Genomic DNA, 25,918 nt, shown 5'->3' with positions numbered 1-25,918 from the left:
TCTGTCACCAAAAATGATAAAACCATCACTTGACCGAAAAACCATACGAGAAGTGTGAGTGAAAGCTCTTTCATACCGGCTTCAAAGGAGGCACTATCAAAGAGTTCTATCAATAAAGGGGTATTAAATGTCGTTACAACCTGCCAATACAGCACAGTCAAGACAGTTGCTGAACGAGACCATGGCCTTGGTTCTCGCAGGAGGGCGGGGCAGTCGCCTCAAACAGTTGACGGACAACAGGGCGAAACCGGCAGTACACTTCGGCGGCAAGTTCCGCATCATCGACTTCGTACTCTCCAACTGCATCAACTCCGGCATTCGCCGGGTCGGAGTGGTGACCCAGTACAAATCCCACAGCCTGCTGCGCCACCTGCAGTCCGGCTGGTCCTTTTTGCGCTACCAGATGAACGAATTCATCGACCTGCTGCCCGCCCAGCAACGGGTGGACGAGGTCACCTGGTATCGCGGCACCGCCGATGCGGTCTACCAGAACCTGGACATCATTCGCGATCACGGCCCCAAGTATGTGGTGGTGCTGGCGGGGGATCACATCTACAAGATGGATTACGCCGCCATGCTGCTCGATCACGTCAACATGGGGGCCAGGGTGACGGTGGCCTGTATCGAGGTGCCGCGCCAGGAGGCGAGCGCCTTCGGGGTGATGGCGGTGGACGGGGATCGCAAGATCAACGCCTTCGTCGAGAAGCCCGCCAACCCACCCGCCATGCCGGGCAAGCCCGACACCGCGCTGGCCTCCATGGGGATCTACATCTTCGAGGCGGACTACCTCTACCAGCTGCTGGAAGAGGATCTCGCCAACCCGGCCTCCCACCACGATTTCGGCATGGACGTGATCCCGCGGGTGGTGCAAGAGGGCACCGCCTACGCCCACCCGTTCGGCATGTCCTGCGTCGGCTGCTGCCCGCAAAAGCGCCCCTACTGGCGCGACGTGGGCACGGTGGATTCGTTCTGGGAGGCCAACATGGATCTCGCCTCCGTCACCCCCGAGCTCGACATCTATGATCAGGACTGGCCCATCTGGACCAGCCAGAACATGACCCCGCCCGCCAAGTTCGTGCAGGACAGAAACGGCCAGCACGGCATGACCATCAACTCCATGTTTGCTGGCGGCACCATCGTCAGCGGCTCCTTCATCGTGAGCTCGGTGCTGTTTACCAACGTGCGGGTCGACTCCTTCTGCACCCTGGATCAGGCGGTGATCTTCCCCGGAGTCGAGATAGGCCCGGGCTGCCGGCTGCGCCGGGTGGTGATCGACAAGGGCTGCAAGCTGCCGGAAGGGCTGGTGGTGGGGGAAAACGCCAGCGAGGATGCCCGTCGCTTCTACCGCTCCGAACAGGGGATAGTGCTGGTCACCCAGGAGATGCTGGCCAGGCTGTGATGCCGCCGCGCCGGCAAGCGGGAGCTCTGTCGGCTCCCTTTTTACATTTGCTTACCGCTCGCGCCTTGTCCGGCCGCCCCCGGTGCATGCTACTCTGCCCTCGGCCCTTGCCTTCGTCTCACCATGGAATCGCATATGAAAAAACTGGATGTTGCCCGCCTTGCCAGCCTCGCCGACGAGGCCGCCCACTCCCCGCGCCTGCGCATGAACCACAACCTGCATCAGGAGCTGGCCGACCCCATCCAGCGCCTGGCCATCGCCATGGAGCCGGGTACCTATATCCGCCCCCATCGCCACCTGCAGACCTGGGAGCTGCTGACTTCACTACAAGGCCGCTTCGTGGTGCTCAACTTCGATGACGAGGGCACCGTCGTTGCCCGCGCCGTGCTGGGGGAAGAGACCTCGGTGCTGGAGACCCCGGTCGCCAGCTGGCATGCGGTGCTCTCTCTGGATCCCGGCGCCGTCATCTTCGAGGTGAAACACGGCCCCTACGCCCCCTTTCGGGAAGAGGACTTCGCCCCCTGGTCACCGGCGGTGGACGACGTCGCCGGCCAGCAGGCGCTGATGGCCTGGTATCGCCACGCCGAGGTGGGCCAGCGCTGGCCGGGGCGCTGATCTGCCCCCCTTCTACGCCAACCCAGCGAACAGGGCGAACACGCGCCAATAAAAAGACCCGCCAGCGGCGGGTCTTTTTTTATATTCGAATGCGGGCTATCGGGCGTGAGCTCAGCCCTTTTGCACCAGACCAATCTGACCCAGCTCGCACCACTCGAACATCACCTCCTGGCTCTTGCCACAGCAGGAGCCACCGCACACCTGGGTCTCCCGCTTGGCGACCCGCCCCTTGCGCATCCAGACGCCGAGCATGGCCTCCACCGCATCTTCCGAGGTGTGGAAGTGGCGGGCCAGCTCGCGCCGGCTCGCCTTCTGCTGCGCGGCGAGGTACTCCCCCAGCTCGCGCAGGATCATAGGGCCACCACCTTGCGGGCCACGATGTCGCCGTGGCGACGGCCCAGCCACCAGAGCAGCAGCAGGGAGAGGCCGTAGCTCGCCACCCAGAACAGGCTCTGCTCGGGGTGCGCGGCAAAGGTGGCCAGCTGATAGAAGACGGTGGCGCACATGAAGGCCATGTAGTTGCACCAGGCGGCGGTCAGCAGGGCCCACTGACGGCCGGTCTCCCGCACCAGGGCGCCCATGGCGGCGGCGCAGGGCATGTAGAGCAGCACGAACAACAGGTAGGCGAAGGCACCGGCAGCTCCGTCAAAGTGGCTCTGCATGTTGCCGTAGGTGGAGACGTCCACCTCCTGCGCCTCGGCGGCAGCTTTCTGGTCATCCAGGTTGCCCACCGCCAGCCCCATGGGGTCGGTCGGGTCGATGTCGGCCAGATTGGTGGCCACTGCGGCGATCGCTTCCTGGAAGCTGTTCACCAGGGAGAACTCGCTCGCCTCCTCTTCCCCGTCGCCGCTGCCGGCGTAGAGGCTGTTGAGAGTACCGACCACCGCCTCTTTGGCGAAGATGCCGGTGACGATGCCGACCGTGGCCTGCCAGTTGTCATCGCGCACGCCGATGGGGTGCAGCACCGGAGTCACCGCCTGGCTGATTTTGCTCAGCACCGAGCTCTCTTGATCCTGGTGGCCGAAGCTGCCGTCGGTGCCGAGCGAGTTGAGCACGCTCAGCACGGCGACCACCAGCACTATGGTTTTACCGGCGCCGAAGACGAAGGATTTGAGCTTCTGCCAGGTCTTGATGCCGACGTTGACCGGCCGCGGCCACTCGTAGTCCGGCATCTCCATCAGCATGGAGTCGCTCTTGCCCGGCAGCAGGGTGCTGCGCAGCAACAGGCCGGTGAGCACCGCCACCAGGATGCCGATGAGGTAGAGACCGAACACCAGGTTCTGGCCCGACTCGGGGAAGAAGGCCACCGCGAACAGGGCGTAGACCGGCAGACGGGCGCCACACGACATGAAGGGAGCCATGGCCGAGGTCATCAGCCGCTCGCGCTCGGAGTTGAGGGTGCGGGTCGCCATCACCGAGGGCACGGTGCAGCCAAAGCCCATCAGCATGGGCACGAACGCCTTGCCCGGCAGGCCGAGGCGGCGCATCAGGGCATCCACCACAAAAGCCGCGCGGGCCAGGTAGCCGGAGCTCTCCAGCACCGCCAGGAACAGATAGAGGCAGCCGATCACCGGGATGAAGGTGGCGACGGTCTGCAAGCCCACCCCGAAGCCGTCCGCCAGGATGGCCCCCAGCCAGTCCGGCGCATGGACGAGCCCCAGCAGGTGGTGCACTCCATCGACAAACAGGGCGCCGCCCATGATGTCGAAGAAGTCGATGAAGGCGCTGCCCACCTTGATGGCGAACATGAACATCAGGTACATCACCAGCAGGAAGAAGGGGATGCCGAACCAGCGGTTGAGCAGCACCCGATCGAGCCGCTCGCTCTGGGCCGCAGTGAGCTTGCCCTTCTGCTGGCACGCCTGGGCGGCCCACTGGTGGATGTGGCCGTAGCGGATATCCGCCAGTTGCAGGTCCACATCCTGCCCGTGGTGGGCGCGGGCCACCACGTTGGCGGCGGCGGCCTGCTGGCCGGGCAGCAGGGTCTCCTGCATCACCGCATCCTCTTCCAGCAGGCGCAGGGCGCGGCCACGGGTGGTGAGGTGGTGCGGGGCGAGCAGGGTCTCCAGCTCCGCCAGGTCTTTTTCCAGCTCGCTACCGTAGTCCAACAGCAGCGCCGGCTGCAGCTGGCCGATAAACTGCTGGATCTGGTTCTTGAAGGCGGCGACCTGCTGGCGGTTGTGGGCCGAGAGGGCCACCACCGGGCAGCCGAGGGTGCTGGCGAGCTTGCTCTCGTCGATGGTGATGCGCCGCTTTTGCAGGATGTCCATCTTGTTGAGCACCACCACCATGGGCAGCCCCAGCTCGCGCAGTTGCAGCGTGAGGTAGAGGGAGCGCTCCAGGTTGGCGGCATCAATGACGTTGAGCAGCAGATCCGGCTGCTGGCCCTCCACGAAGCGGCTGGCGATCTGCTCGTCCAGGCTCCCCTCCTGGTTGGCCAGGCTGTAGATGCCGGGCAGGTCCATCAGTTTGTAGTCGTGGCCCTGGGCACTGAATTCGCCCATTTTCTTGTCGACGGTGACGCCGCTCCAGTTGCCCACCTGCTGGCGGGCCCCGGTCAGGGCGTTGAACAGGGAGGTCTTGCCGCTATTGGGGTTGCCGACGGTTACCAGGGAGTAGTTCATACCGGTTCAACCTCGATAGTGCTTTGACCAAGACGATTGTGTTGTGAGGTGTGTTTCATACCGGCTCGACCTCGATTTGCTGGGCAAGGCTTTTTTGCATGGAGAGGCAGATCCCCTGACACTGGATCTGCAGCGGATCCCCGAGCGGGGCCGCGCGCAAATAGATGACTTCAGTCTGGGGCAGCAAGCCCATCACCATCAGCTTGCGCCGCAGGGGACGGGTCAATTGATTCATGTTCTTGATGCGAGCACTCTGTCCCGGTGACAACTGCGCGAGTACCATGACTGACTCCTGAAGTTAAACAATAATAATTCTCTTTTACTTGAGGGCATTATAATCCGTGTTTTCAACGCTTATTTGAGTAAAATCAAACTCCGCTTAGCTAACCCACAAATAACTGCCATGAGTCACGACAACAACAGCCGTCTGGTTTACAGCACGGACGGCGGCATCATCAAAGAACAGAGCCAGCCGCAATCCGCCTCCCCCTTCCCCACCGACGGTGTGGTGCGCATCCGCCGCGAAACCAAGGGGCGCAAGGGCGCCGGGGTCATCACCATCCACGGTGTGCCGGCCGACCAGCAAAAGAGCATCGCCACCCTGCTCAAGAAAAAGTGCGGCACCGGTGGCGGCCTCAAAGAGGGGGTGATCGAGATCCAGGGGGATAAACGGGATCAGATCAAGGCCGAGCTCGAGAAGGCCGGTTTCAGCGTCAAGCTGGTGGGCGGCTGATCCCCGTGCCGCCCGGCTTGCGTCACTTTCGCTTTTTCCCTAGAATGCCCGCTCCCATCGAGGGGGAGTAGTCTCGCCAGCCGGCCCCAAACCGGTTCGCGACCCTGATCAACATACTTGGTGCCAACTCACCATGGTCAGGGTGATCCACGCCAGCCGCGGATTTGACAAGACCTTTGACGGGCCAGTGCCAATACCGGGGACGGATGGCGCAGGCTTGTCTCAGGTATAACAATTCCGTCCCCCGGTCATTTTTATGGAAGCCTTGTTAACCTCAACCCTCAGCGTGGCCATCGCCGAAATCGGCGACAAGACCCAGCTGCTGGCGCTGTTGCTCATCTGTCGTTTTCGCAAGCCCTGGCCCATCATCGCCGGCATGCTGGCAGCCACCCTGCTCAACCACGCTGGCGCCGCCTGGCTTGGCGAGTTCATCAGCCGCTGGCTCGACCCCAAGGTGATGACCTATCTGGTGGCCGGCGCCTTCATCGCCATGGCCGCCTGGATCCTGGTGCCGGACAAGATGGACGACGAGGAGAGCCCGCTCGACAAGTACGGCCCCTTCATGGCCACCTTCGTGCTCTTCTTCATCGCCGAGATCGGCGACAAGACCCAGATCGCCACCGTGCTGCTGGCAGCCAAGTACGACTCCCTGACCCAGGTCATCACCGGCACCACCCTCGGCATGATGCTGGCCAACGTGCCTGTGGTACTGCTTGGCAAGCTGGGGGCCGATCGCCTGCCCCTCAAGGGGATCCGCATCGCCTGCGCCATCCTGTTCGTGGGCCTCGGGGTGAGCACCCTGCTGTTCGCCTGACCCGGCCGGATCAGAAGGTGGCGAGGCAAGGGTGAGCACTTGCCTACGCCACTCCCGCGCCCATGTCGTCTCTTTGCACGCAAGCCCCGCCCTCTGGCGGGGCTTTTTGCTGCCCGCGAGCCAGGCCGGCTTGCCCGCAGACGGGGGCTGCCAACCGGCGCCATGGCCGTGGCATAATGCGGCAAACCTGATGGAGCATCCCATGCACTTCACCTCAAGACAGACGCTGCTCGACTGGGTCAGGCGCGGGCGTCTCGACCGGGCCCAGTTGCCCGCCGCCCTCGCCCTGTGCGAGCTGCCCCCCGGCCCCGCCCGCTGGCAGTGGCTGTTCGATCGGCTGCTGCTCTGGCTCGGCAGCCTGTGCCTCGGCGCCGGTCTGGTGTTCTTCGTCGCCTTCAACTGGCAGGAGCTCGGCCGCCTCTCGCGCCTCGCGCTGCTGGAGCTGCCACTGCTCGCCATGCTGCTGTTGCTGTGGCGCAAACCCCTCGCCGACAGCCAGCGCCAGGCGCTGCTGCTCGCCATCGCCCTCAACATCGGCGCCCTGCTGGCGCTGGTGGGGCAGACCTACCAGACCGGCGCCGATCCCTGGCAGCTGTTCGCCACCTGGGCGCTGATGCTGCTGCCGCTGGCGGCGCTCGGCCAGAGCCCGCTGCTGTGGACCTTGAGCTGGCTGCTCGGCCAGCTGGCGCTGGCGCTCTACTGGCGGCTCGGCCTGTTCAACTTCTTCTTCGCCTTCAACGAGGAGGCCCTCGGCTGGTGCCTGACCCTGTTCAACGCCGCCCTCTGGGGCATACTGCTGCTGGCGCCCGCTCACTACCGGCTAATGCCCTCCTGGCTGGCGGGGCTGGCCGCCGGGTTCGGCGTCACCCTGCTCACCCTGCTGGCGCTGTTTGATGTCGCCTCCCCCTGGGTCTGGCCGGCCTGGCTCGGTTGGTTGGCGGCCGCCTACCTGCGCTGGCACCACAGATTCATCGCCGGGCTAGCCATGGGCTGCCTGAGCCTCATCGTGGTGCTGCTGACCGCGCTCGGCAAATGGATGGAGCCGGACGTGGACGGCTTCCTGCTGCTCTGCCTCATCGCCATCGGCCTGTCGGTGGCGGCCAGCCGCTGGCTGCAACAACAACGGAGGCTCCATGAGTGATCTGACCCCCTGGCAGCGACTGCAACGGGCCCATCTGGTGGAAGGGGATGCCCCCCGTGACGACCAGCCCCACTGGTCGAGCCGCTTTCTGCTCGGCATGGTGGGCTGGATTGCCGCCCTGTTCCTGCTGTTCTTCCTGTTCATGTCGTTCTCCCAGCTCACCCGGGATGCCGACAGCGCCCTGCTGATGGGCGTCGTGCTGATGGTCATCGCCTTTTGCCTCAACCGCTTCGCCACCCGCAGCGATTTGTGGGATCAGTTCGTGCTGGCGCTGGCGCTGGCCGGCGACGCCTGGCTGCTCTACGGCCTGCTCGATCGGCTGGATCTGCACTCGGCCCCGCTCTGGTTCGCCCTCGCCCTGCTGTCGCTGGCCATCGCCGCCCTGTTCGAGCACTGGCTGATCCGGCTGTTTCACAGCTTCGCCGCCGCCATCCTGCTCACCCTTGGCCTCGCCTGCCTCGGCCTGCAACTGCTGGCCCTGCCGTTGGTGATGACGGCGGTGGCCCTCTGCTGGCTGCAGGCCGAGCGCGATCCAGTGCGCCATCAGCTCTATGAATCCCTCACCCTGGGGCTGGCACTCTCCCTGCTGGTGCTGGGGCGCCTGCACCACCCGCTGTGGGACGGCGGCGCCAGCATGCTCGACGAGCTGGGCCACTCCCGCCTGCCACTCTGGCTCAACCCGCTGCTCTGCGCCGCCCTGCTGCTGGGGCTGATGGTCAGGCTGAAACTGCCGCTGCTGTACGGGCTGCCGCTGGTGCTGATCAGCGCCCTCATTCCCGGCATGGGGGCCGGCGCCCTAGTGCTGGTGCTCGGCTTCTATGCCGGCAGCGTCGGCCTGATGACCCTGGCCGGCCTGCTGCTGGTCGGCTTTGGCTCCCTCTATTACTACGATCTGGGGCTGACCCTGATGACCAAATCCTGGCTGCTGCTGGGCTCGGGCGCGCTGCTGCTCGGCGCCCGCCAGCTGCTCAAACGGCTGAGCCTGCGGAGCCCCTCATGAGACGACTCGCCCTGCTGCTGACCGGCCTCGCCATCCTGGCGGCCATCAATGTCACCGTCTGGCGCTACGAGCGCGCCATGAGCAGCGGCGAGGTGGTGCTGCTGCGCCTCGCCCCGGTCGACCCGCGCTCCCTGATGCAGGGGGATTACATGCGCCTCAACTACGAGCTGGCCCGCCAGCTCGGCAACCGGCGCCACGACGAGGCCCCCGCCGATACCCTGGTGATCCGCCTCGACGAGCAGCAGGTCGCCAGCTGGGTGGAAGGGGGCAAGCCGGAACAGCTGGCCCGGGATGAACGGCGGCTGCAGGTGCGCCAAAGCGATGGTCAGTGGCGCATCGGCCCCGATGCCTACTTCTTCGAGGAGGGCACCGGCGAGCAGTTCGAGGCGGCGCGCTACGGCGAATTTCGCCTGCAGGAGAGCGGCAAGGCCCTGCTGGTGGGGCTGCGCGATGAGCAGCTAAAACCGCTGGGCAACCCCAGAGCGCGCTGGTAACTGCTGGCAATATCAGGCTTTTTTGCCCACACTTGGGCAAGATGAACGCCCGCGCTACGCCAAGGATTGCCCATGAGGAGAGGTTTTTTCGGTTGTCTGCTGCTGTTGTCATGCCTTGGCACGGCGCAGGCCGAGCTCGGCAAGCTGGAGTACCTGACCGAGGAGTATCCCCCCTACAACTTCACCGATGCCACCGGCCAGCCCGGTGGTCTCGCGGTGGAGCTGCTGCAGCGCATCTGGCAAAACACCCAGACGCCCCCCCAGCCCATCCGCATCCTGCCCTGGGCGCGGGGTTACTACCTGCTGACCCAGAAACCCAACGTGGTGCTCTTCTCCACCGCCCGCACCGACACCCGCGATCCCCTGTTCAAGTGGGCCTGCCCCATCGGCCACGCCGAGTACGTGCTGCTGGCCTACAAGCGCCGCCCCATTACCCTGAGCGCCGTCGAGCAGATCAACGACTACCGCATCAGCGCCGTGCGCTCCGATGCCTCCGAGCAGTTGCTGCTCAACCGCGGCATGGACGAGAACCGCATCATCCCCGCCAACCGGCTGAGCCAGGGGCTGAAGATGCTGGTGTCGGGCCGCGCCGATCTGCTGGCGACCGGCAAGCTGGCGGGCTACGACGCCATCAAGGAGCTGCAGCTCGATGCCAAAGAGTTCACTGTGGCCTTCGTACTGGATGCCGAGGAGCTCTGCTACGCCTTCAGCCGCCAGGTGGATGACGGGGTGATCAAGCAGTTTCAGCGCGCCCTCAACCAGGCGCTCGCCTCGCCGGACTATCAGGCGCTGCGGCGCCAATACATGCCGTGAGCCGTGCCACGGCTGGCGATTTGGCCGGCTTTGATAACACTTGAGAGTGACGCAACACCCCACCAGGATGGCCAAAATGAAAAAATGGACCGGATTCGCCGCACTCGTGTTTGCCACCCTGGCCCAGGCCAGTCCCGAGCTTGGCAAGCTGCACTACCTCAGCGAAGAGTACAAACCCTACAACTTCTCCAACGAGGCGGGCGCCCCCACCGGGCTCGCCGTCGAGCTGCTGCAACAGGTGTGGAAGAAGACCAACACCCCGCCGCAGACCGTCACCATCATGCCCTGGGCGCGGGGCTACTACCTGCTGACCCAGAAACCCAACGTGGTGCTCTTCTCCACCGCCCGCACCGAGGCGCGGGATCCTCTGTTCAAGTGGGCCTGCCCCATCGGCTACGCCGAGATCGTGCTGATGGGACTGGCCAAGAACCCGGTCAAGATAGCCAGGCTGGAAGATGCCCAGCAGTACAACATAGGGGCGGTGCGGGCCGACGTGGGGGAGCAGCTGCTGCTCAACAACGGCTTCGACGAGCAGAAGATCCTGCCGGCCAACCGCCTGCCCCAGGCGCTCAAGATGCTCACCTCGGGCCGGGTCGATCTCATCTCCACCAACAAGACCACCATGCTGGATCTGATCGCCTCCCAGCAGCTGGATCCCGCCCAGTTCAAGGTATTTTGGATGTTGAGCTCGGAGCAGTTCTGCTTCGCTTTCAGCCACCCGGTGAGCGACGAGCTGGTCAAGGAGTTCCAGAGCGGCCTGACCCAGGTGCTGGCCAGCAGCGAATTCCAGCAGATCCAGAGCAAGTACTTCCCCGCCCGCTGAGGGGCGGCATGAAGAAGGGGCCCAGCGGGGCCCCTTTTGTTTTCCTGTCTCACCTGCGCGTCAGCTCGGCCGGCGACGCTGGCGCTTGACCTCGTACATGCAGGCATCGGCCAGCCTCAGCGCCTCGTCCACCGTGCTGAGGGCCGGATCGGTGGCCACCACCCCCACGCTGGCACCGGCATAATGGAGCACTCCGGTGGGCAGCTCGAGCGACACCAGGCTCGCCTCGAACAGCCGGCGCTGGAAGCCCTGTACCGCCGCCTCCCGCGTCTCGTCGCCGCACTGCGGCCCCATCCCCACCGCCACGAACTCGTCGCCCCCCACCCGCGCCAGCAGATCGCCGCCGCGCAGCACGCAGGAGAGCGCCGCCGCCACCCGTTGCAACAGCAGGTCACCCGCATCGTGGCCGTGGGTGTCGTTGATGGCCTTGAAGCCATCGAGATCGATAAAACCTATCAACAGCGGATGTTCGACCCGCTCTGCCAGCGAAAAGAGGCGGTTGAGCTCGTGCATCAGTGCCCGCCGATTGGGCAGCCCGGTCAGCGGGTCGCTCAGCGCCTGGCGCGACAGCTCGTTGTTGGCCTGCTGCAGCTGCTGCAGCAGTTGTTCGCGCTCCACCTGCTCGGCGATGAGCCGGGCGAAGAAGGCGATCAGGTGATCCGAGCCCGCCAGCAGCGGCTTGTGTTCGGCGCTGGCGGCGCACAGGGTGCCATAGAGGGAGCCGGAGGGGGTGCGCACCGGGCAACTCAGATAGGTGCGAATGCCAAGGGCCTGCGCCGCCTGGGAATCCCCCCAGCAGAGCGCCACATCGTCGGTGTAGAAGCGCCCCTCATCGAGGGCCCGCCGGCAGAGGGTATCGCCCCAGGCCACCGAGGCCCCCTCGGGGATCTGCAGGTCGGCGGCGTTGCGGGCATAGCGGATATGTTGGGTGTCGTGACCAAAATCGATTTCGGTCAGATAGGTGGATTCGAGCCCGGTGACCGTTTCGAGCATCTCCAGCAGCGGGCGGGTCAGGCTCTCCAGATCCCGCGCCCCGGTCACTTGCAACGACAACGCCTGCAATATTCTGTCCATGCACACCTCCCTGCTTGCATGTCTATTCCTGAAACCATAGCCCCTTCACCCGTCGCCCGCCCCCATCGCGGCGCTATCTCTGCGCTTTTGCCGCCCTTTGTCGCCGAACGACCCTGGATTGTCTAGCAACACGCTCCGTTTGCAGCCAACGAGAGATAACCCGATCGGAGGGGTAACCAGCGCCCACTGCCGAAGCAAGCGGTGCCTGTCGTGCGAAGCCATTGGCTGCGGCAACTTGCCGGTGGCGCTCAAGCGAGCTCGGTATCCTGATGGCCCCAGTCGCTGACCACCTTTATTCGTGGCGCTCCCCTGCCATTCCCCTCACTCGGCTCGCCACTCGATTCAGCTCTCGGCCTGCCACTCTCCCCTGTCTCTACTCGGCTACCAGATCAGCTCGGGGCTCGGGGCTCGGGGCTCGGGGCTCGGGGCTCGGGGCTCGGGGCTCATCTTCCATCACACCCCGGCCACGGGTCAACCGCCGGTTGCCACTCTGCAGCAAAGGAGAAAAACCATTTAATTCTGATGGTTGCATCACTAATTTCATGGATTTGGATGGCCCCTCTGAGGCGGGTTCCGTAAGATGACCATCGGCCCCCGTTGGGCCCCGCATATTCATGGATGGTCAAGGGCGCAAGGTGGCGGCGACAGTCAGGGGCGGCAGCGTCTTTGGCGGAGACCAGCCGGTCTCCCGCGCCTGCGGCAAGGTGCGAGGGTTGCACCCTCGACCGGCGCACCCGTCAGCCCCCGGGGCTGTGCCGATTACCCCATGCGCGGGGGACGCTTGGGGCAATGTGTAAGGTCGAATCGGGTCGAGTAGGGTCGATTAGCGAAGCGTAATCGTCCGCGGTAACCATTCCCTCTCCCCTTGCGGGAGAGGCGTAGGGTGCAATAAGCGGAGCGCATTGCACCGGGGTAAATGATCCCCTCGCCCCTTGGGGGATAGGGCTTGGGATCAATGGATGGGGTCGAGTAGGGTCGATTAGCGGAGCGTAATCGTCCGCGGTAACCGTCCCCTCTCCCCTTGTGGGAGAGGGTTAGGGTGAGGGGTTGGGTAACGTCTTTATCCGACAACACGTTATTGGCACGGCTTCGCCATGCAGGACACGAGGACTCCGTCCTCGACAGGGTTTCGCCGCCGCTGCGCGGCTTGGCGAGTGACTTTGGAAAGACCCAAAGTCACCAAAGGTCTAATCCCCCGCTTGTTCGCCCTCCTGCGTCGGGTTCCCTCGGTTCACCCGTTTGTCCGACGGCACGCGTCGATGGGCCATCCATGGCCCAGCGGCGCTCGCTCGGCGTCCTGCCTCGCGGCCTGGACAAACGGCCTCACATCGGCGAACAACAGGGGGACAAAATCCAACCCGCCACCCCGTGGCTCGACCAGATTATCGCACCTTTGAAACAGAAATTATCAACAGGGTTTCATTGGTGAAAAAAATCATTGTGAGTACAACGGCAAGCCGCACATATCCCTATCGGGAAACGGTTGTATATATAAGGCCCGATAAGAAGTGTTTAACCGAAATAACACTTTATATCCGAATAGGCCGACTCTATTCATTTAATTTTTGAAGTTATAAAAAATCACAAACACTCTAATTCATAAAATAGGAAATAAAAATGGAAAAAGATATTGGTAGCGATATTTTCACTCAGTTGGAAGAACATTTAAAATGCAGCGAACAAAACTGGCTTATGGGAGCTGGGATAAGTTATGATGCCAAGCTCCCATTAATGTACCCACTAACAAATAAAGTTAAAAAGGATTTACAAAAAAGCAACCAAACTATCTATGATGAGATAATAACACCTTTATTAAATGAGCTTCCTGATACATGTCACATAGAGCATGTACTTAGTCATTTAGGTGATTATGCTGCATTAGCAGAGAGAACAAAAGAGAAAAAGACTAAAATAAATAATAAGGATTTTGAGCTCTCAACTTTAGAAAGTGCACATCATGTGATAATTGAATCTATTTCAAACACAATTAGATGCGGTTATATAGAAAATTCAACCGGGGAAACAGTTGAGGAAGGGACGTTAACCAAACCTATTGTTTGCATTAAAGAACATTTAAATTTCATAGATATCCTATTTAATTATGCATCAGCAGGTATATATGAACGGAGAAAACCCGTAAACATATTCACCACCAACTATGACACGTTATTAGAAGATGCTCTGGCATTAAATAAAGTACCATATTGGGATGGATTTTCTGGTGGTGCCGTCGCACATAGAACATTAAATTATGGCGACTCATTGCCTACAAGTTCGGATGGCTTTCGTGCTAATCTAATCAAAATGCATGGTTCTATAGATTGGTATTTATGTGATAAGGGATATGTCTGGAGAGTTCGTGAAAACGATCAATACCCCGAAACTACACGCCGAGTACTAATATACCCACAAGCGACAAAATATATTGCAACACAGCAAGATCCCTTCTCCACTCAATTTGATTTATTTAGAAAATCACTAAATTCTCAAAGCAGTAATATCCTTGCTGTATGTGGATATAGCTTTGGCGATGATCACATCAATAATGAAATCGAGTTTGCATTATCAAAAGCTGATAATAAAACTGTTCTAATAGCATTTATAGAATGCAAGCATAATATACCTGCATGTCTAGAAAAATGGCGCAACTCTAATTTTGGGAAACGGGTCATTATAGCCTCCATCCATGGCATGTATGTAGGTAATAGAGGCCCCTTCAAAAGGAAGCCATCGGATGATTATTGGTGGACATTTAAGGGTGTATCTTCAATATTAAAATATGGATGTGGGGTGTAATGTATGTTTATACAAGCTGATGAGTTAAGAATTGGTCAAGTTGTAGAAGTAGCCGGCACGAGTATTAAAGTAGAGATTTCTGAAAAAATATCAGAGCTAACCAGAACACATAATGGAAGAGTATACCCCATTGGACAAATTGGTAGCATGGTGAAAATTCATTACGGCCGAAAAATTATATTCGGTTTGGTCACTATGCTGAGAATGCGCTCTGAAGAGCTATTAGATGCCGGAGTACCTATTAATGCTGATTCAGACCAAAGGCTGATGGAAGTCCAGCTCTTAGCTGAAGGCAGTTGGCTCAATCTAGAGGAACGGTTGCTTTTTAGACGAGGAATTAAAACCTACCCGCTACCTCAACAAGGTGTATATCTGCTTACAAATGAAGAGATATCACATGTATATCGTTCTGCGGAAGGTGAAAGTGATGAGGAGTTTGATCCTCTAGTGCCGTTTGCCGTGTACAGCACATCAGAAGCTACTCCATGCAGAGCAAATATAAACAAGATGTTTGGTATGCACTGTGCTGTGTTGGGTTCAACAGGTTCAGGAAAGTCAGGAACAGTAGCGGCAATTATTCATAGCGTTCTTTCACATCAACACTCAGGAAAGAACATCGCCCCTCAAATAATCATTATTGACCCTCATGGAGAGTACAGTGTAGCGTTCAGAGACCGCGCTATTTCATACAGGGCATATGATCTTATTTCAGAGAATGATCAACAAGAGAAAATTTCCCTACCTTATTGGCTAATGTCTAGCGATGAGTTTACAAGCTTAGTAATAGGTAAAACTGAATATAGTGCAACAAGTCAAAATAATATAGTTCAAAAAGCACTAACTCACTCAAGGATGGTTGCCGCAGGCATAGTAGAACCATGTCCTAATAAATTTGGGCATAACTTTTCCACAAATATAACTGATATAGAGCAAGCAGTGTTATGTGAAGGGCATGACATCAGTGAAATACTATCATTTGATCGCGACAAACCCAGACCATTTTGCTTAACCGAATTTGAAAACCACATACGATTCATACAAGGTGGACGACTTAAGGGAACGTCTCATGAGAGTTTACCAAGTTCAGAACTAGCAAAATCATCTATTCCAGATGTTCTAGATAAATTAAAAGTATTAAAACAAGATGTAAGACTGTCATTCATGATGACAAATTGGGATGCACACACTAACAATATAAAACTCCATGATGTATTAAGTCAGTTTGTTGGTGCACCTAAAACAGAACAAAAAGACATAAAAATAATAGACATTTCTGGATTACCAAATGAGGTTGCAGGTCCTCTTACAGCATTAATTTCTCGTTTGCTTTTTCAATATAAGGTTTTTCAAAATCAGAGCGAGAAGGAACGAGATCCAATACTACTAGTTTGTGAAGAAGCCCATAGATATGTACCTGACAAAGGTGAGGCACAATATGCTGCTGCTCAAGGCGCAGTAAGAAGAATTGCTAGAGAAGGTAGAAAATATGGTATTGGTTTAATGTTAGTCAGTCAAAGACCCGCGGATGTAGATAGCACAGTTATTTCTCAATGTGGAACGTGGGTTGTATTGAGATTAACAAATGCTGCTGACCAACAACACGTCGCGCGCTTTTTACCTGACGGGCTATCAGGTATGGTTGGTACACTATCAGTTCTATCTCAACAGGAAGCAATTTTTGTAGGAGAAGGTGCCGCACTTCCATCAAGAGTGAGGATTAATGACCTTCAAAAAGATCAATTACCTAGATCTCATACAATACCGTTTGTTAAAGGATGGGCGACTAAACGACTCGATATAAATGAGCTTGAAGCAATCTCAAAACGAATGACAGATTAATGTTTAAAAAACCGCAGCCTTGAGCTGCGGTTTTCATTTCTATTCCACAAACATTTTTTACTCAAGCCAAAACCCTATTTCCCCCCCCTTGCACAGCTCTCCCCTTTCAGCGGAAAAGGCGGTCAACATGCATGCTAAAGCCACGAGCGGGCACGGTATTGGTTCCCCCTGCAAACCGCCGAGTCAAGTTCAACGGGTCAGGAGCGCCATCAGGGATGATGGCGCAGCCGGCACAGGGGCCAAATCGGATCAGGGCGAGCACTGCTCGACCCGATTTGGCGCGAGAACAAGGATGTTCGAAGCGGGCTTTGGCCGAAGCCAGGGATGGCGTAGGCCAAAGTGCCGTCTGCGGCGCTCCGTCCGACCCGTTGGACGAGACGAGGGAACCCGCGAAGCGGGCGGATTGCCGGGGGAGAAGACTTTTGGTGTTATTTGCCAAAGAGAGCGGTCTTTCAAAAGTCACTCGCCCCAGCCCGAAGGGCGGGCGAAACCCTGTCGAGGGCAAGGCCCTCGCGTCCTGCATGGCGAAGCCATGCCATTCAGGCGTTGGACGGCATTCCGCTGAGGAATGACGTTAGCCCCCCTCACCCTAACCCTCTCCCGCAAGGGGAGAGGGGATCAGAGCGCAGGCCACCGAGGCTTAAACAGAGCGCAGAGGCTTAAGAGGTGTCGAGGGAAGAGGCACAAACAAAAACCGCAGCCCAAGGGCTGCGGTTTTTTTATTGGCTCAACCTGTTGCCAGCAACAGGGCCACCGGTCTTAGGCACGGCGCCAGCTGGTCTTGCCGGCGCTGTCTTCCAGCACGATACCCATCTCGGTGAGACGGTTACGGGCGGCATCCGCCGCGGCCCAGTTCTTGTCGGCACGGGCCTGATTGCGCTCGGCGATCAGACGCTCAATCTCGGCAACCTCTTCATCCGCTTCGTCCCCTTTCAGGAAGGCATCCGGATCCTGCTGCAGGATGCCGAGCACGGCGCCCAGTTCGCGCAGACGGGCACCCAGCGCGGCAGCAACGGCCATGTCTTCACCCTTCTGGCGGTTGATCTCGCGCACCAGGTCGAACAGGGCAGAGTAGGCTTCCGGGGTGTTGAAGTCGTCGTCCATGGCTTCCTTGAAGCGAGCCACCTGCTCGTCGCCACCGGCAGCAGCGGCTACCGGCAGATCGCGCAGGGCGGTGTACATGCGCTCCAGCGCGGCGCGGGCTTGCTTCAAGTTATCTTCCGAGTAGTTGAGCTGGCTGCGGTAGTGGCCAGACATCAGGAAGTAACGGACGGTTTCGGCGTCGTAGTGCGCCAAGACGTCGCGGATGGTGAAGAAGTTGCCAAGGGATTTGGACATCTTCTCTTTATCCACCATCACCATGCCGCTGTGCATCCAGGTGTTGACGTAGTCGCCACCGTGGGCGCAGCAGGACTGGGCGATCTCGTTCTCGTGGTGCGGGAACTGCAGATCGGAGCCGCCGCCGTGGATGTCGAAGTGGTTGCCAAGGTGCTTGGAGTTCATGGCGGAGCACTCGATGTGCCAGCCAGGACGGCCCGGGCCCCAGGGGCTGTCCCAGGTCGGCTCGCCCGGTTTGGACATCTTCCACAGCACGAAGTCGAGCGGATTGCGCTTGGCATCCACCACGTCGACCCGGGCGCCGGCCTGCAGCTGCTCCAGATCCTGGCCGGAGAGCTTGCCGTAGTCGGCGTAGGAGTCGACGATGAACATCACATCGCCGTTGTCGGCCACGTAGGCGTGCTCTTTATCCAGCAGGGATTGCACCAGCTCGATGATCTCGCCGATGTGCTGGGTGGCGCGCGGCTCGACGTCCGGGCGCACCATGCCGAGGGCATCGAAGTCGGCGTGCATGTCGCCGATCAGGCGCTCGGTCAGGTCGTCACAGGTGACGCCGGTTTCGGCGGCGCGTTTGATGATCTTGTCGTCCACGTCGGTGACGTTGCGCACGTAGTTGAGCTGATAGCCGCTGTAGCGCAGGTAACGGGCCACCACGTCGAAGGCGACGAAGGTGCGGCCGTGGCCGATATGACAGTGATCGTAGATAGTGACGCCACACACATACATGCCCACCTTGCCCGGGTGGATAGGTTTGAATTCTTCTTTTTGACGAGTGAGTGTGTTGTATATCTTCAGCATCTTATGACCACTGCCTGTGAGTAAAATGGCCTGCCATTCTACCCGCATCGCGCGTAGAAAACGAGGCAGAAAACGTGCCGGATCAGGCGCACCATCTATGCCGCAGGGCCCTGATGGGCTAGAATTGCCACCACTTTATGCCATACACCTGCGGGCACCTGGTCGCCCGCATCAAATGAAAGGACATATCATGGTCACTCTGCACACCAATCACGGCGACATCACCCTCACCCTGAACGCTGAAAAAGCCCCGGAAACCGTGGCCAACTTCCTGCAATACTGCCGTGACGGTCACTACGACAACACCATCTTCCACCGCGTCATCGACGGCTTCATGATCCAGGGCGGCGGCTATGCCCCGGGCTTCGAAGAGAAAGACACCCGCGCCCCCATCAAGAACGAAGCGGCCAACGGCCTGTCCAACAAGGTCGGCACCATCGCCATGGCCCGCACCATGGAGCCGCACTCTGCCAGCGCCCAGTTCTTCATCAACGTGAACAACAACGACTTCCTCGACTTCAAATCCGCCACCACCCAGGGCTTCGGCTACTGCGTGTTCGGTGAAGTGACCGCCGGCATGGACGTGGTCAACAAGATCAAGGGCGTCAAGACCGGCAACTACGGCCGCATCCACCAGGACGTGCCGACCGAAGACGTCGTGATCACCAAGGTGACCCTTGCCGAGTGATCTCTGCCTTCTGCGAGATGAACTGACTGCGGCCCCGGCCGCAGTTTTTCCATCTGCGAAGGCCGGCCCCATCGACTGGCGCCGTCTTGACTACCTGGCCCACGGCAACCCGCGCCAACGCTCGGCCCATGCCCTGCTCACAATCGGGATGTGGGATAAGCTGGCAGCGCAGTGCAGCGATCTGGCGCTGGTGAGCACGGTCGCCATCGGGCTCGACCGCCCCGGCAGCGATCTCGACATCGTCTGCCAGCATCCGGAGCCGGCCGCGTTTGCCGCAGCGCTGGCAAACCAAGGCTGGCAGGTTGCGCAAAAGGGCGCTGCCATCTGGCTGGCTGAGCAGAGCGTCACCGGCGCCGATGGTCACCCTTGGCCCCTTGAGCTCTACCTCACCCCGGATCCCCTCGAGCGCCTCAACGGCTGGCGCCACCTCAGCCTGATGGCCGCCCTGCTTGAGCAGTTCGGCGCGGCGTTTTATCACGAGGTGCTGCGCCTGCGCCTCGAGGAAGGGCTCAAAGGAGAGGCCGCCATCTGCCACTTGCTGGGCCTTGCCGGCGACCCGTATGCCGCGCTGCTCACCCTGGAGGGCGGCGAGCTTGCCCGATTGACGTGGCAACCGGGGACGACAAGCCCCCTTTCTACCTCCACTTCCAGCCACCTCAACAGGGCCCAGCGCACTTTCTCATGAGCACCCTCTTTATCAGCGACATTCACCTGTGTGCCCAACGGCCCGACATGACCGCCGCCCTGGTACGCTTTCTGGCGCACGATGCCCCCGGCGCCGATGCCCTCTACGTGTTGGGCGATCTGTTTGAATTCTGGATTGGCGACGACGATCCCAATCCCCTCCACGGCGAGGTGGCTGACGCCTTTGCGGCCCTGAGCCAGCAGGGGGTGCCCCTCTACTTCATTCACGGCAACCGCGACTTCTTGCTGGGCCAGGCCTTTGCCAAGCGCGCCGGCATGACATTGCTGGGGGATCCCTGCGTCATCGAGCTCTATGGCGAGCGGGTGGTGCTGAGCCACGGCGATCTGCTCTGCACCCTGGATGAGGGCTACCAGAAGTTTCGCCGCATCACCCAGCTCAAGTGGCTGCGCTGGCTCTTTTTGCGGCTGCCGCTCGCGCGCCGCCAGGCCATCGCCCACAAGATGCGCGGCCAGAGCCAGATGGAAAATGCCCACAAGAGCCAGACCATCATGGACGTGACCCCGGCGGCAGTGGATGAGATGCTGCGCCAGCACGACTGCCGGATGATGATCCACGGCCACACCCACAGACCCGCCATCCACGACTTCCAACTCGACGGCGCGCCTGCCCGGCGCATCGTGCTGGGGGACTGGTTCGAGCAGGGCTCGGTACTGGTCTGCCGCCCCGGCGAGCAGCGCCTCGAGCAGCGCGCGCTGATCTGACCAGGCCAGCTGGCGGCAATAAAAAAAGGCGGGAAGATCCCGCCTTTTGTTTGCCTGCGATCTACCTCTATAACGGCTACATCACCGTCATCTGCCCCGCGTAGAGGATGAAGTAGCGCAGCAGCAATATCCCCACCAGGCTCAGGCTGCAGATAAGCGCCAGCCGGGCCGGTTGATGAGCCTTGGCCGGACTGCACACCAGCCCCAGCAGCTGGGGCAGCAGGATCCCCAGCCCGATGACCCCGAACCAGAACACCTGGGACCAGAAGCCGCCGCCGATGGCCGCCCACATGGCCGCTTCCCGCTGGCCGCCACCAAAGTAGAGGCCAGTGAAGAAACAGAGCAGCAGGAACAGCTCGATGGCGACAATGGGCCGCTCGAAGCGGTGCACGAAGCTCACCCCGCGGCTGTGGCCATCCTCCCGAAACAGGGTGACCGCCAGCAAGATGGTGGAGGCCACCCCCGAGCTGATGCCTGAGACCAGAAACAGCGCCGGCAGGATCGGGTTGTTGAGCATGGGGTAGGTCTTGAGGGCGGAGAGCAGAAAGCCGGTGTAGGCCCCGAGCAGCACGGCAAGCAGCAACAACAGCGGCGCCAGCAGCCGCTCGAGGCGGGCGACCCAACCAATCAGGCCGTCTACAAAGGCGAGCTTGTCCACCAGCAGGCGTCGGCGCAGGGCCTCGATCTCGGCTCTGAACACCACCGCCAGCCAGGCAAACAGCACCGCCATGTAGACCTGAAACAGCATGACCCCCATCGACATCACGGAGTCGAACTGGTAGTGGAACATCAGCTTCCAGAAGGTCCAGGGACGGGCCAGGTGGAAGATGAGGATAAGCAGCCCCAGGATCACCGAAACGGGCGCCAGAATGGCGGTCGCCTTGATGATGCCGCTCTCGCTGCCGGCCCCCTGGCGGCGCAGCAGCACCGAGAGGGTGGCCGAGCCTGCCGAGATACCGAGCAGGAACAGGTAGATGGCGATGGGGCCATCCCACACCAGCGAGTCGAAGTGAAACGCATCATGCCACATGGTGCTTCCCTCCCGTCAGCCGGTCTGCGTCATACAGATGAGATGGAGTCATGACTTCACCTCCCCTTTGGGCACCCGGTACATCTTGGGCGAAGTACCGAGGAACTGCTTGTAGCGATAGGTGGTCTCCTGCACCAGCCGTTTGGCGATGGGGCTGTTGGGATCGTCCAGATTGCCGAACACCAGCGCCTTGGTCGGGCAGGCTTCCACGCAGGCCGGTTGCTTGCCCGCCGCCAGATTGGTCTTGCGGCAGAAGTCGCACTTGTCGGCAACCCGGGTGACCGGGTTGATGAAGCGCACCTGATAGGGGCAGGCGGCCAGGCAATAGCGACAGCCGACGCAGAGGTCGGGGTTGATGTCGACGATGCCATCCTCCGCCCGGATGTGGGAGGCGCCGGTCGGGCAGACGTGCACGCAGGGGGCGTTGTCGCAGTGCTGGCAGGATTTGCGAAAGAAGCGGTACTCCTGCGCCGGATACTCCCCCACCGGGCCGCTGCGCAGGATCTGCAGGCGGGCCACCCCTGCCGGCACCTGGTTCACCTCGCGGCAGGCGTCCATGCAGGCGGTGCAGCCGATGCAGGCCGTCTCGTCGTGGATCATGCCGTAGCGCACGCCCTTGATGGTCATGCTGTTGGCCAGGGCACGCGGGGCACCCGTCAGCAGGATCAGGGCGCCGGCGCTCATGCCCACCATGAAGTCGCGGCGGGTCGTGCTCATGAGCCCTCCTTGACGGCGCCGCCGAGGCTGGCCTCGTGCTGCTTGCGGTGGCAGTCGACGCACAGCTTGATGCGCGACTTCTCGGGGATCCCCACCATGGGCTCCTTGGCCGGGTGCAGCTGGTGACAGCTGGTGCAACTGATCCGGGTGGCGTGCACGTCGTGGGCCCAGAGGGCCTTGCGCAAATCGTCCGGCTCATGGCAGCTCATGCAGACGCCGTTCTGCTGGCTCAGCGGGAAGGCGTCGTCGCCAAAGCGCATCACATCGACGATGCCGCCGCGCTGTTTACGGTGATCGGCCGACGCATTGCCGTGGCAGTTGGTGCAGGTAACCGCCTCCCCCGTGTTGGGGTTGGTGACCTGGCCATGCTTGCCGTGCATCCCCTCAGCCCCGTCGTGGCACTTCTCACACTTGGCAAAACGGGCCGCGGCCTTTTTGGCGGCCGCCTTCTTCTTCTGCGCCTTGGCCTGCTTTTCGGCCAAAGTGGGTTGCTGCGCCTGCTCGCTCTGGGCTGCGGGGGCAGCCTCGCTTGCTGTCGTCGCGGCCAGGGCAAGCTGGTTCATCCCCAGGCTCAGGGAGGCGAGCAGCAGCCACTTGATGATCTTTTTCATAGGAAACTCCGAAACGGTGGCACCCGAAGGGTGCCGTCTGCCCGCCTGGCAACAAAAAGGAGCTGGTGACAGCTCCTTTGACGGTCATGAACACGAGACCACACCCCGCCAGAAGCGGGGTGGCTGCGTCAACGGGAGGGGCAGCGACGTTACTGCTGGCTTGCGTAGTACTCGGCCAGCGCCTTGAGGTCGGCATCGCTCATGGCGATGATGGCCTTGTTCATCTTCTCGTCGTTGCTGCGCTTGCCGGCCTTGAACTCCTGCAGGGAGGTCAGCAGGTAACCCTTGGGCTGGCCGGCGAGGATGGAGGCCTCGTCTTCGGCCACCGAGCCCCCTTCGGAGTGGCACTTCTTGCAGCCGGAGTCGTCGTGCAGTTTTTGCCCCGCCTTGGCCAGCGCCGCATCGAACGGCTGCTTCATCGGCTGGTAGGGCAGCTCGGCATAATGTGCCGCCAACTCGTCGATCTGCTCGTCGCTAAGGCCCTTAACAATGTCGGTCATGTTCCCCTTCTTGCTGGTATCACCGGTGACATGATTAACGGTCTTGGCTGGCCGGCCGTCGAGGTAGGTGCGCAACTGCTCGGCAAGATTTGATTCTGCCAATCCTGCGATAGTTGGAATATCGTTCTGGGTGCTGATCCCCTGATTTCCATGACATGAGTTACATGTATCCACCAATGAGTCCAGACTGGCATGTGCTGTGCCAATAGAGCCCAAAAGCAGCGACAGTCCCACTATTTCCAGCTTCATACTGCGTTTCATTTCTCATCCCTCTTCCAGAAAAGGTCTATAAACCCCAGTTAAAAAAGACATTTTTATAATCCAGGTTGATTTTCGATCCGTTTTTGAGACTTAGATCAACGCTCTCTAATATATAAACCTTACAATTAAGATGGAAATGATTTATACCGTATTCAGTCCTCTTTTGACCCTTAAGTAGTATCTTTTTGGGAATTTTTTGAGCTGGCTCATATATGGAACAATAAGTCCGATAAAAAAGGATAAAAGAATGAAATACTGGAAAGTATTGGTGGCTGCAGCAATGGTGTTCACCCTCTCCTCCTGCGGGGGCGGCGGTGATGGCAACGACAAAACGGACCCACCGCCCCCTCCGCCGGGCACCCCGGATTCGCTGGTGATCTCGGCCTCCACCCCGCAACTTGGCGAAAGCGGTCAGCTCTCGGTGCAGTTCAAGGTCACCGACAAGCAAGGCAAGGGCTATGACCTGGGGACCACCCTCCCCTCCTTCACCCTGGCCAAGGTGATCCCCGGCCGTGACGCCACGCGGGAAGACCCCGTGATCTGGAAGAGCTTCATCTACAGCACCAAGAACAACCGCCCCACCGGCGAGAACGGCGGCAAGCTCGAAGCCCTCGGCAATGGCCAGTACCGCTACACCTTCTCCTTCAATGCCACCACGGTGCGCGACCCTTATCCGAGCGATTCGCAGGACAACAACGGTTTGATCCGCTGGGATGAGGCAGCGACGCACCGCCTCGGCATCTACTTTGGCGGCAGCAACGACATTCCGGTCACCGACTACGTGCTGGACTGGGTGCCGGCCGGCACGCCGCCGCTGCTGACCCGCGACATCCTGGAGCAGCAGAGCTGCAACAGCTGCCACATGAAGCAGCCGATTCACCACAGCAACCGGGCCGATCCCAAGCTCTGCGTCACCTGCCACAACGAGAGCGTGCCCGGCAGCGGACGGGGCGATCTGACCACCCTGGTGCACAAGCTGCACGGCAACCTGGATGCCACCGCCACCAAGCTGGTGAGCCACTTCCCGCAGGATCCGCGCAACTGCGACACCTGCCACAAGGGCGTCACCCCCACCACCCCGGATGCCAACAACTGGCAGCACGCCCAGGAGAAACCCTGCGGCGCCTGCCACGCGGACTCCACTACGGCGACCGGCTACGTCAGCCACATCAACGGCAAGATCAGCAGCGGCACCCTCTGTACCCAGTGCCACGCCGAGACGCCCGGCAACACCAAGTCCCCCAGCAGCGTGCACATGGGCTACCTCGCCAACGAGGCCACCGGTCGCGACAAGCTGGTGTTCAAGTTTGACGACGTGCGCTACGCGGCGCCCAACATCGAGGTCGAGCTGACCGTGACCGCCAACGGCACACCGGTCGAGACCATGGACGGGGTGCTCAAGTACATCAAGTACGGCGATCTGGCCAAGGCTCCCTACGTGCTGGTCAACTGGGATCAGGGCAGCGGCTTCGAGCTGGGCTACACCAACCCGCAAACCTTCGTCGCCGGCAACAAGATTGACTTCACCAGATGCGACAGCCAGGGCGGCGGCAGCTTCCTGTGCCGCAAAGAGGTGGGTAACGAGGTGAGCGGCACCCTGGCGGCCACGGTTGCCGAACTGCAGGTGTGCGTGGCCCGCAAGGCGGATCGCAACGGTGCCTTCGCCGCCGGGGATCTGCTCCCCTGCAGCAGCACAGCCAGCGCCCTCTCCTACGTGCCTATCAATCCGGTCAAGGCCTACTTCCGGGCCGAAGGCGGGGTGGACGGCAACTATGTGCTCAAGGCAGGGGCGGATCTGGCCTCCTGCAACGGCTGTCACAAGGATCTGGCCGTCCACACCGAGGGCAACGCGGGCTCGGCCCACGCCTCCAAGGACTTCGCCCAGTGCACCAGCTGTCACAACGCCACCCGCACCTCCTTCTATGCGGCTGTGCCGGGGGATCTGAAGTACCACGTGCACTCCTTCCACGCCTTCGGCTCCCATCGCAGCGGTGATGCCACCTTCCCGGGCAAGCTGAACAACTGCGAGTCCTGCCACACCAAGGGTCAGTACAACCTGCCCAACCAGCAGAACGAACGACCCTCGCTGGTGGCGACCACGGCGGACAACAAGCAGCCCAAGTTCTTCAGTCCGACCCTGGTGGTCTGCGCCAGCTGCCACCTCAAGTCGCCGCTGGGACTGGTCAAGCCGGACAGCCCGGTCGCGGGGGATGAGTGGGCCACCCACATGAAGAACAACGGCGCCATCTTTGGTGCAGAGACGATAGAGGCCGCCACCGGGGTTGAACAGTGCGCGTCCTGCCATGCCGTCGGGCAGGAGCAGGGCGTCGACAAGGTTCACAAGGTGTATGACTTCCGTTGAGACCACCAGGCCGGGGGGATGCCTCTCCCCGGCCCTTTGCC

Annotated in this window: 24 protein-coding genes; 15 read left to right on the top strand and 9 right to left on the bottom strand. The window is 60.4% G+C overall.

The genetic code is table 11. The features are described from left to right. Positions 1-127 precede the first annotated feature (127 nt). Positions 128-1,399 carry a glucose-1-phosphate adenylyltransferase gene (gene glgC / locus AB5Y81_RS12955; protein WP_252600990.1) on the top strand — a complete coding sequence of 424 codons (1,272 nt, stop codon included), beginning with the start codon at positions 128-130 and terminating at the stop codon, positions 1,397-1,399. 135 nt (positions 1,400-1,534) lie between these two features. Next, the gene (locus tag AB5Y81_RS12950) at positions 1,535-2,014 is read left to right on the top strand and encodes a WbuC family cupin fold metalloprotein (RefSeq protein WP_279484145.1); all 480 of its coding nucleotides are present in this window, start codon (positions 1,535-1,537) and stop codon (positions 2,012-2,014) included. Between the two features lie 111 nt (positions 2,015-2,125). On the opposite strand, the gene AB5Y81_RS12945 is transcribed toward AB5Y81_RS12950, so the two are convergent. The 3 genes from AB5Y81_RS12945 to AB5Y81_RS12935 are packed head-to-tail and all read right to left on the bottom strand — an operon-like array spanning position 2,126 to position 4,921. Then, the gene (locus AB5Y81_RS12945) at positions 2,126-2,368 is read right to left on the bottom strand and encodes a FeoC-like transcriptional regulator (protein ID WP_279484144.1); all 243 of its coding nucleotides are present in this window, start codon (positions 2,366-2,368) and stop codon (positions 2,126-2,128) included. Further along, entirely contained in the window at positions 2,365-4,638 is a 2,274-nt protein-coding gene (gene feoB, locus AB5Y81_RS12940; RefSeq protein WP_279484143.1) for a Fe(2+) transporter permease subunit FeoB, read from the bottom strand. The genes AB5Y81_RS12945 and feoB overlap by 4 nt, the downstream gene beginning before the upstream one ends. Positions 4,639-4,693: 55 nt before the next feature. Further along, positions 4,694-4,921: a FeoA family protein gene (locus tag AB5Y81_RS12935; protein ID WP_005302641.1), complete on the bottom strand. Its 228-nt coding sequence runs from the start codon at positions 4,919-4,921 to the stop codon at positions 4,694-4,696. A gap of 120 nt (positions 4,922-5,041) precedes the next feature. Between AB5Y81_RS12935 and AB5Y81_RS12930 the strand changes: the two genes are divergently transcribed. The 7 genes from AB5Y81_RS12930 (at position 5,042) to AB5Y81_RS12900 (ending at position 10,456) form a co-directional block, all read left to right on the top strand. Beyond that, a complete protein-coding gene (locus AB5Y81_RS12930; RefSeq protein WP_279484142.1) occupies positions 5,042-5,371 on the top strand; it encodes a stress response translation initiation inhibitor YciH in 330 nt (109 codons plus the stop codon). 256 nt (positions 5,372-5,627) lie between these two features. Beyond that, positions 5,628-6,185 carry a TMEM165/GDT1 family protein gene (locus AB5Y81_RS12925; RefSeq protein WP_010633534.1) on the top strand — a complete coding sequence of 186 codons (558 nt, stop codon included), beginning with the start codon at positions 5,628-5,630 and terminating at the stop codon, positions 6,183-6,185. 202 nt (positions 6,186-6,387) lie between these two features. After that, positions 6,388-7,326, top strand: a complete 939-nt coding sequence (locus tag AB5Y81_RS12920; protein ID WP_279484141.1) for a DUF2157 domain-containing protein — start codon at positions 6,388-6,390, stop codon at positions 7,324-7,326. After that, positions 7,319-8,326: a DUF4401 domain-containing protein gene (locus AB5Y81_RS12915; protein ID WP_279484140.1), complete on the top strand. Its 1,008-nt coding sequence runs from the start codon at positions 7,319-7,321 to the stop codon at positions 8,324-8,326. The genes AB5Y81_RS12920 and AB5Y81_RS12915 overlap by 8 nt, the downstream gene beginning before the upstream one ends. Continuing rightward, positions 8,323-8,820: a GDYXXLXY domain-containing protein gene (locus AB5Y81_RS12910; RefSeq protein ID WP_279484139.1), complete on the top strand. Its 498-nt coding sequence runs from the start codon at positions 8,323-8,325 to the stop codon at positions 8,818-8,820. The genes AB5Y81_RS12915 and AB5Y81_RS12910 overlap by 4 nt, the downstream gene beginning before the upstream one ends. Positions 8,821-8,892: 72 nt before the next feature. Continuing rightward, the gene (locus AB5Y81_RS12905) at positions 8,893-9,633 is read left to right on the top strand and encodes an ABC transporter substrate-binding protein (protein WP_208201297.1); all 741 of its coding nucleotides are present in this window, start codon (positions 8,893-8,895) and stop codon (positions 9,631-9,633) included. Between the two features lie 76 nt (positions 9,634-9,709). Further along, positions 9,710-10,456 (top strand): ABC transporter substrate-binding protein, encoded by a 747-nt coding sequence (locus AB5Y81_RS12900; RefSeq protein WP_005302657.1) that lies wholly within the window; start codon positions 9,710-9,712, stop codon positions 10,454-10,456. Positions 10,457-10,516: 60 nt separating this feature from the next. Here the strand turns inward: AB5Y81_RS12900 and AB5Y81_RS12895 are convergent, their stop codons facing one another. Further along, positions 10,517-11,530, bottom strand: coding sequence for a diguanylate cyclase (locus tag AB5Y81_RS12895; RefSeq protein ID WP_041207215.1), 1,014 nt, complete (start codon positions 11,528-11,530; stop codon positions 10,517-10,519). Positions 11,531-13,147: 1,617 nt separating this feature from the next. On the opposite strand from AB5Y81_RS12895, the gene AB5Y81_RS12890 reads away from it, so the two are divergent. Continuing rightward, positions 13,148-14,326 (top strand): SIR2 family protein, encoded by a 1,179-nt coding sequence (locus AB5Y81_RS12890; RefSeq protein WP_279484138.1) that lies wholly within the window; start codon positions 13,148-13,150, stop codon positions 14,324-14,326. A gap of 3 nt (positions 14,327-14,329) precedes the next feature. Beyond that, positions 14,330-16,165: an ATP-binding protein gene (locus AB5Y81_RS12885; protein ID WP_279484137.1), complete on the top strand. Its 1,836-nt coding sequence runs from the start codon at positions 14,330-14,332 to the stop codon at positions 16,163-16,165. A 759-nt stretch (positions 16,166-16,924) separates the two neighbouring features. Here AB5Y81_RS12885 and cysS read toward each other — a convergent pair. Then, the gene (gene cysS / locus AB5Y81_RS12880; RefSeq protein ID WP_201882370.1) at positions 16,925-18,301 is read right to left on the bottom strand and encodes a cysteine--tRNA ligase; all 1,377 of its coding nucleotides are present in this window, start codon (positions 18,299-18,301) and stop codon (positions 16,925-16,927) included. A gap of 190 nt (positions 18,302-18,491) precedes the next feature. Here cysS and AB5Y81_RS12875 point away from each other — a divergent pair, with 190 nt between their 5' ends. From AB5Y81_RS12875 to lpxH, 3 genes are read left to right on the top strand one after another with little or no spacing between them, the layout of a single operon-like run. Further along, a complete protein-coding gene (locus AB5Y81_RS12875; RefSeq protein ID WP_005302674.1) occupies positions 18,492-18,989 on the top strand; it encodes a peptidylprolyl isomerase in 498 nt (165 codons plus the stop codon). Then, positions 18,979-19,674: a DUF4269 domain-containing protein gene (locus AB5Y81_RS12870; protein WP_201882371.1), complete on the top strand. Its 696-nt coding sequence runs from the start codon at positions 18,979-18,981 to the stop codon at positions 19,672-19,674. The genes AB5Y81_RS12875 and AB5Y81_RS12870 overlap by 11 nt, the downstream gene beginning before the upstream one ends. Continuing rightward, positions 19,671-20,396 carry a UDP-2,3-diacylglucosamine diphosphatase gene (gene lpxH / locus AB5Y81_RS12865; RefSeq protein WP_017778663.1) on the top strand — a complete coding sequence of 242 codons (726 nt, stop codon included), beginning with the start codon at positions 19,671-19,673 and terminating at the stop codon, positions 20,394-20,396. Before AB5Y81_RS12870 ends, lpxH begins: the two co-directional genes overlap by 4 nt. A 76-nt stretch (positions 20,397-20,472) precedes the next feature. Here lpxH and nrfD read toward each other — a convergent pair whose 3' ends face one another. The 4 genes from nrfD to AB5Y81_RS12845 form a co-directional block, all read right to left on the bottom strand. Continuing rightward, positions 20,473-21,426 carry a cytochrome c nitrite reductase subunit NrfD gene (gene nrfD, locus AB5Y81_RS12860; protein WP_201882372.1) on the bottom strand — a complete coding sequence of 318 codons (954 nt, stop codon included), beginning with the start codon at positions 21,424-21,426 and terminating at the stop codon, positions 20,473-20,475. Positions 21,427-21,474: 48 nt separating this feature from the next. After that, a complete protein-coding gene (locus AB5Y81_RS12855; RefSeq protein WP_011706569.1) occupies positions 21,475-22,143 on the bottom strand; it encodes a 4Fe-4S dicluster domain-containing protein in 669 nt (222 codons plus the stop codon). Next, positions 22,140-22,754, bottom strand: coding sequence for a cytochrome c nitrite reductase pentaheme subunit (nrfB, locus tag AB5Y81_RS12850; protein ID WP_201882373.1), 615 nt, complete (start codon positions 22,752-22,754; stop codon positions 22,140-22,142). Before nrfB ends, AB5Y81_RS12855 begins: the two co-directional genes overlap by 4 nt. A gap of 149 nt (positions 22,755-22,903) precedes the next feature. After that, positions 22,904-23,503 carry a c-type cytochrome gene (locus tag AB5Y81_RS12845; protein WP_226008718.1) on the bottom strand — a complete coding sequence of 200 codons (600 nt, stop codon included), beginning with the start codon at positions 23,501-23,503 and terminating at the stop codon, positions 22,904-22,906. A 259-nt stretch (positions 23,504-23,762) separates the two neighbouring features. Here AB5Y81_RS12845 and AB5Y81_RS12840 point away from each other — a divergent pair, with 259 nt between their 5' ends. After that, positions 23,763-25,877 carry an OmcA/MtrC family decaheme c-type cytochrome gene (locus tag AB5Y81_RS12840; protein WP_201882374.1) on the top strand — a complete coding sequence of 705 codons (2,115 nt, stop codon included), beginning with the start codon at positions 23,763-23,765 and terminating at the stop codon, positions 25,875-25,877. The last annotated feature ends 41 nt before the right edge of the window (positions 25,878-25,918 follow it).

The sequence above is a fragment of the Aeromonas sp. s2 genome, from assembly GCF_040907935.1.
Taxonomy (GTDB): domain Bacteria; phylum Pseudomonadota; class Gammaproteobacteria; order Enterobacterales; family Aeromonadaceae; genus Aeromonas; species Aeromonas dhakensis.
This window is presented reverse-complemented; position numbering and strand designations above follow the sequence as displayed.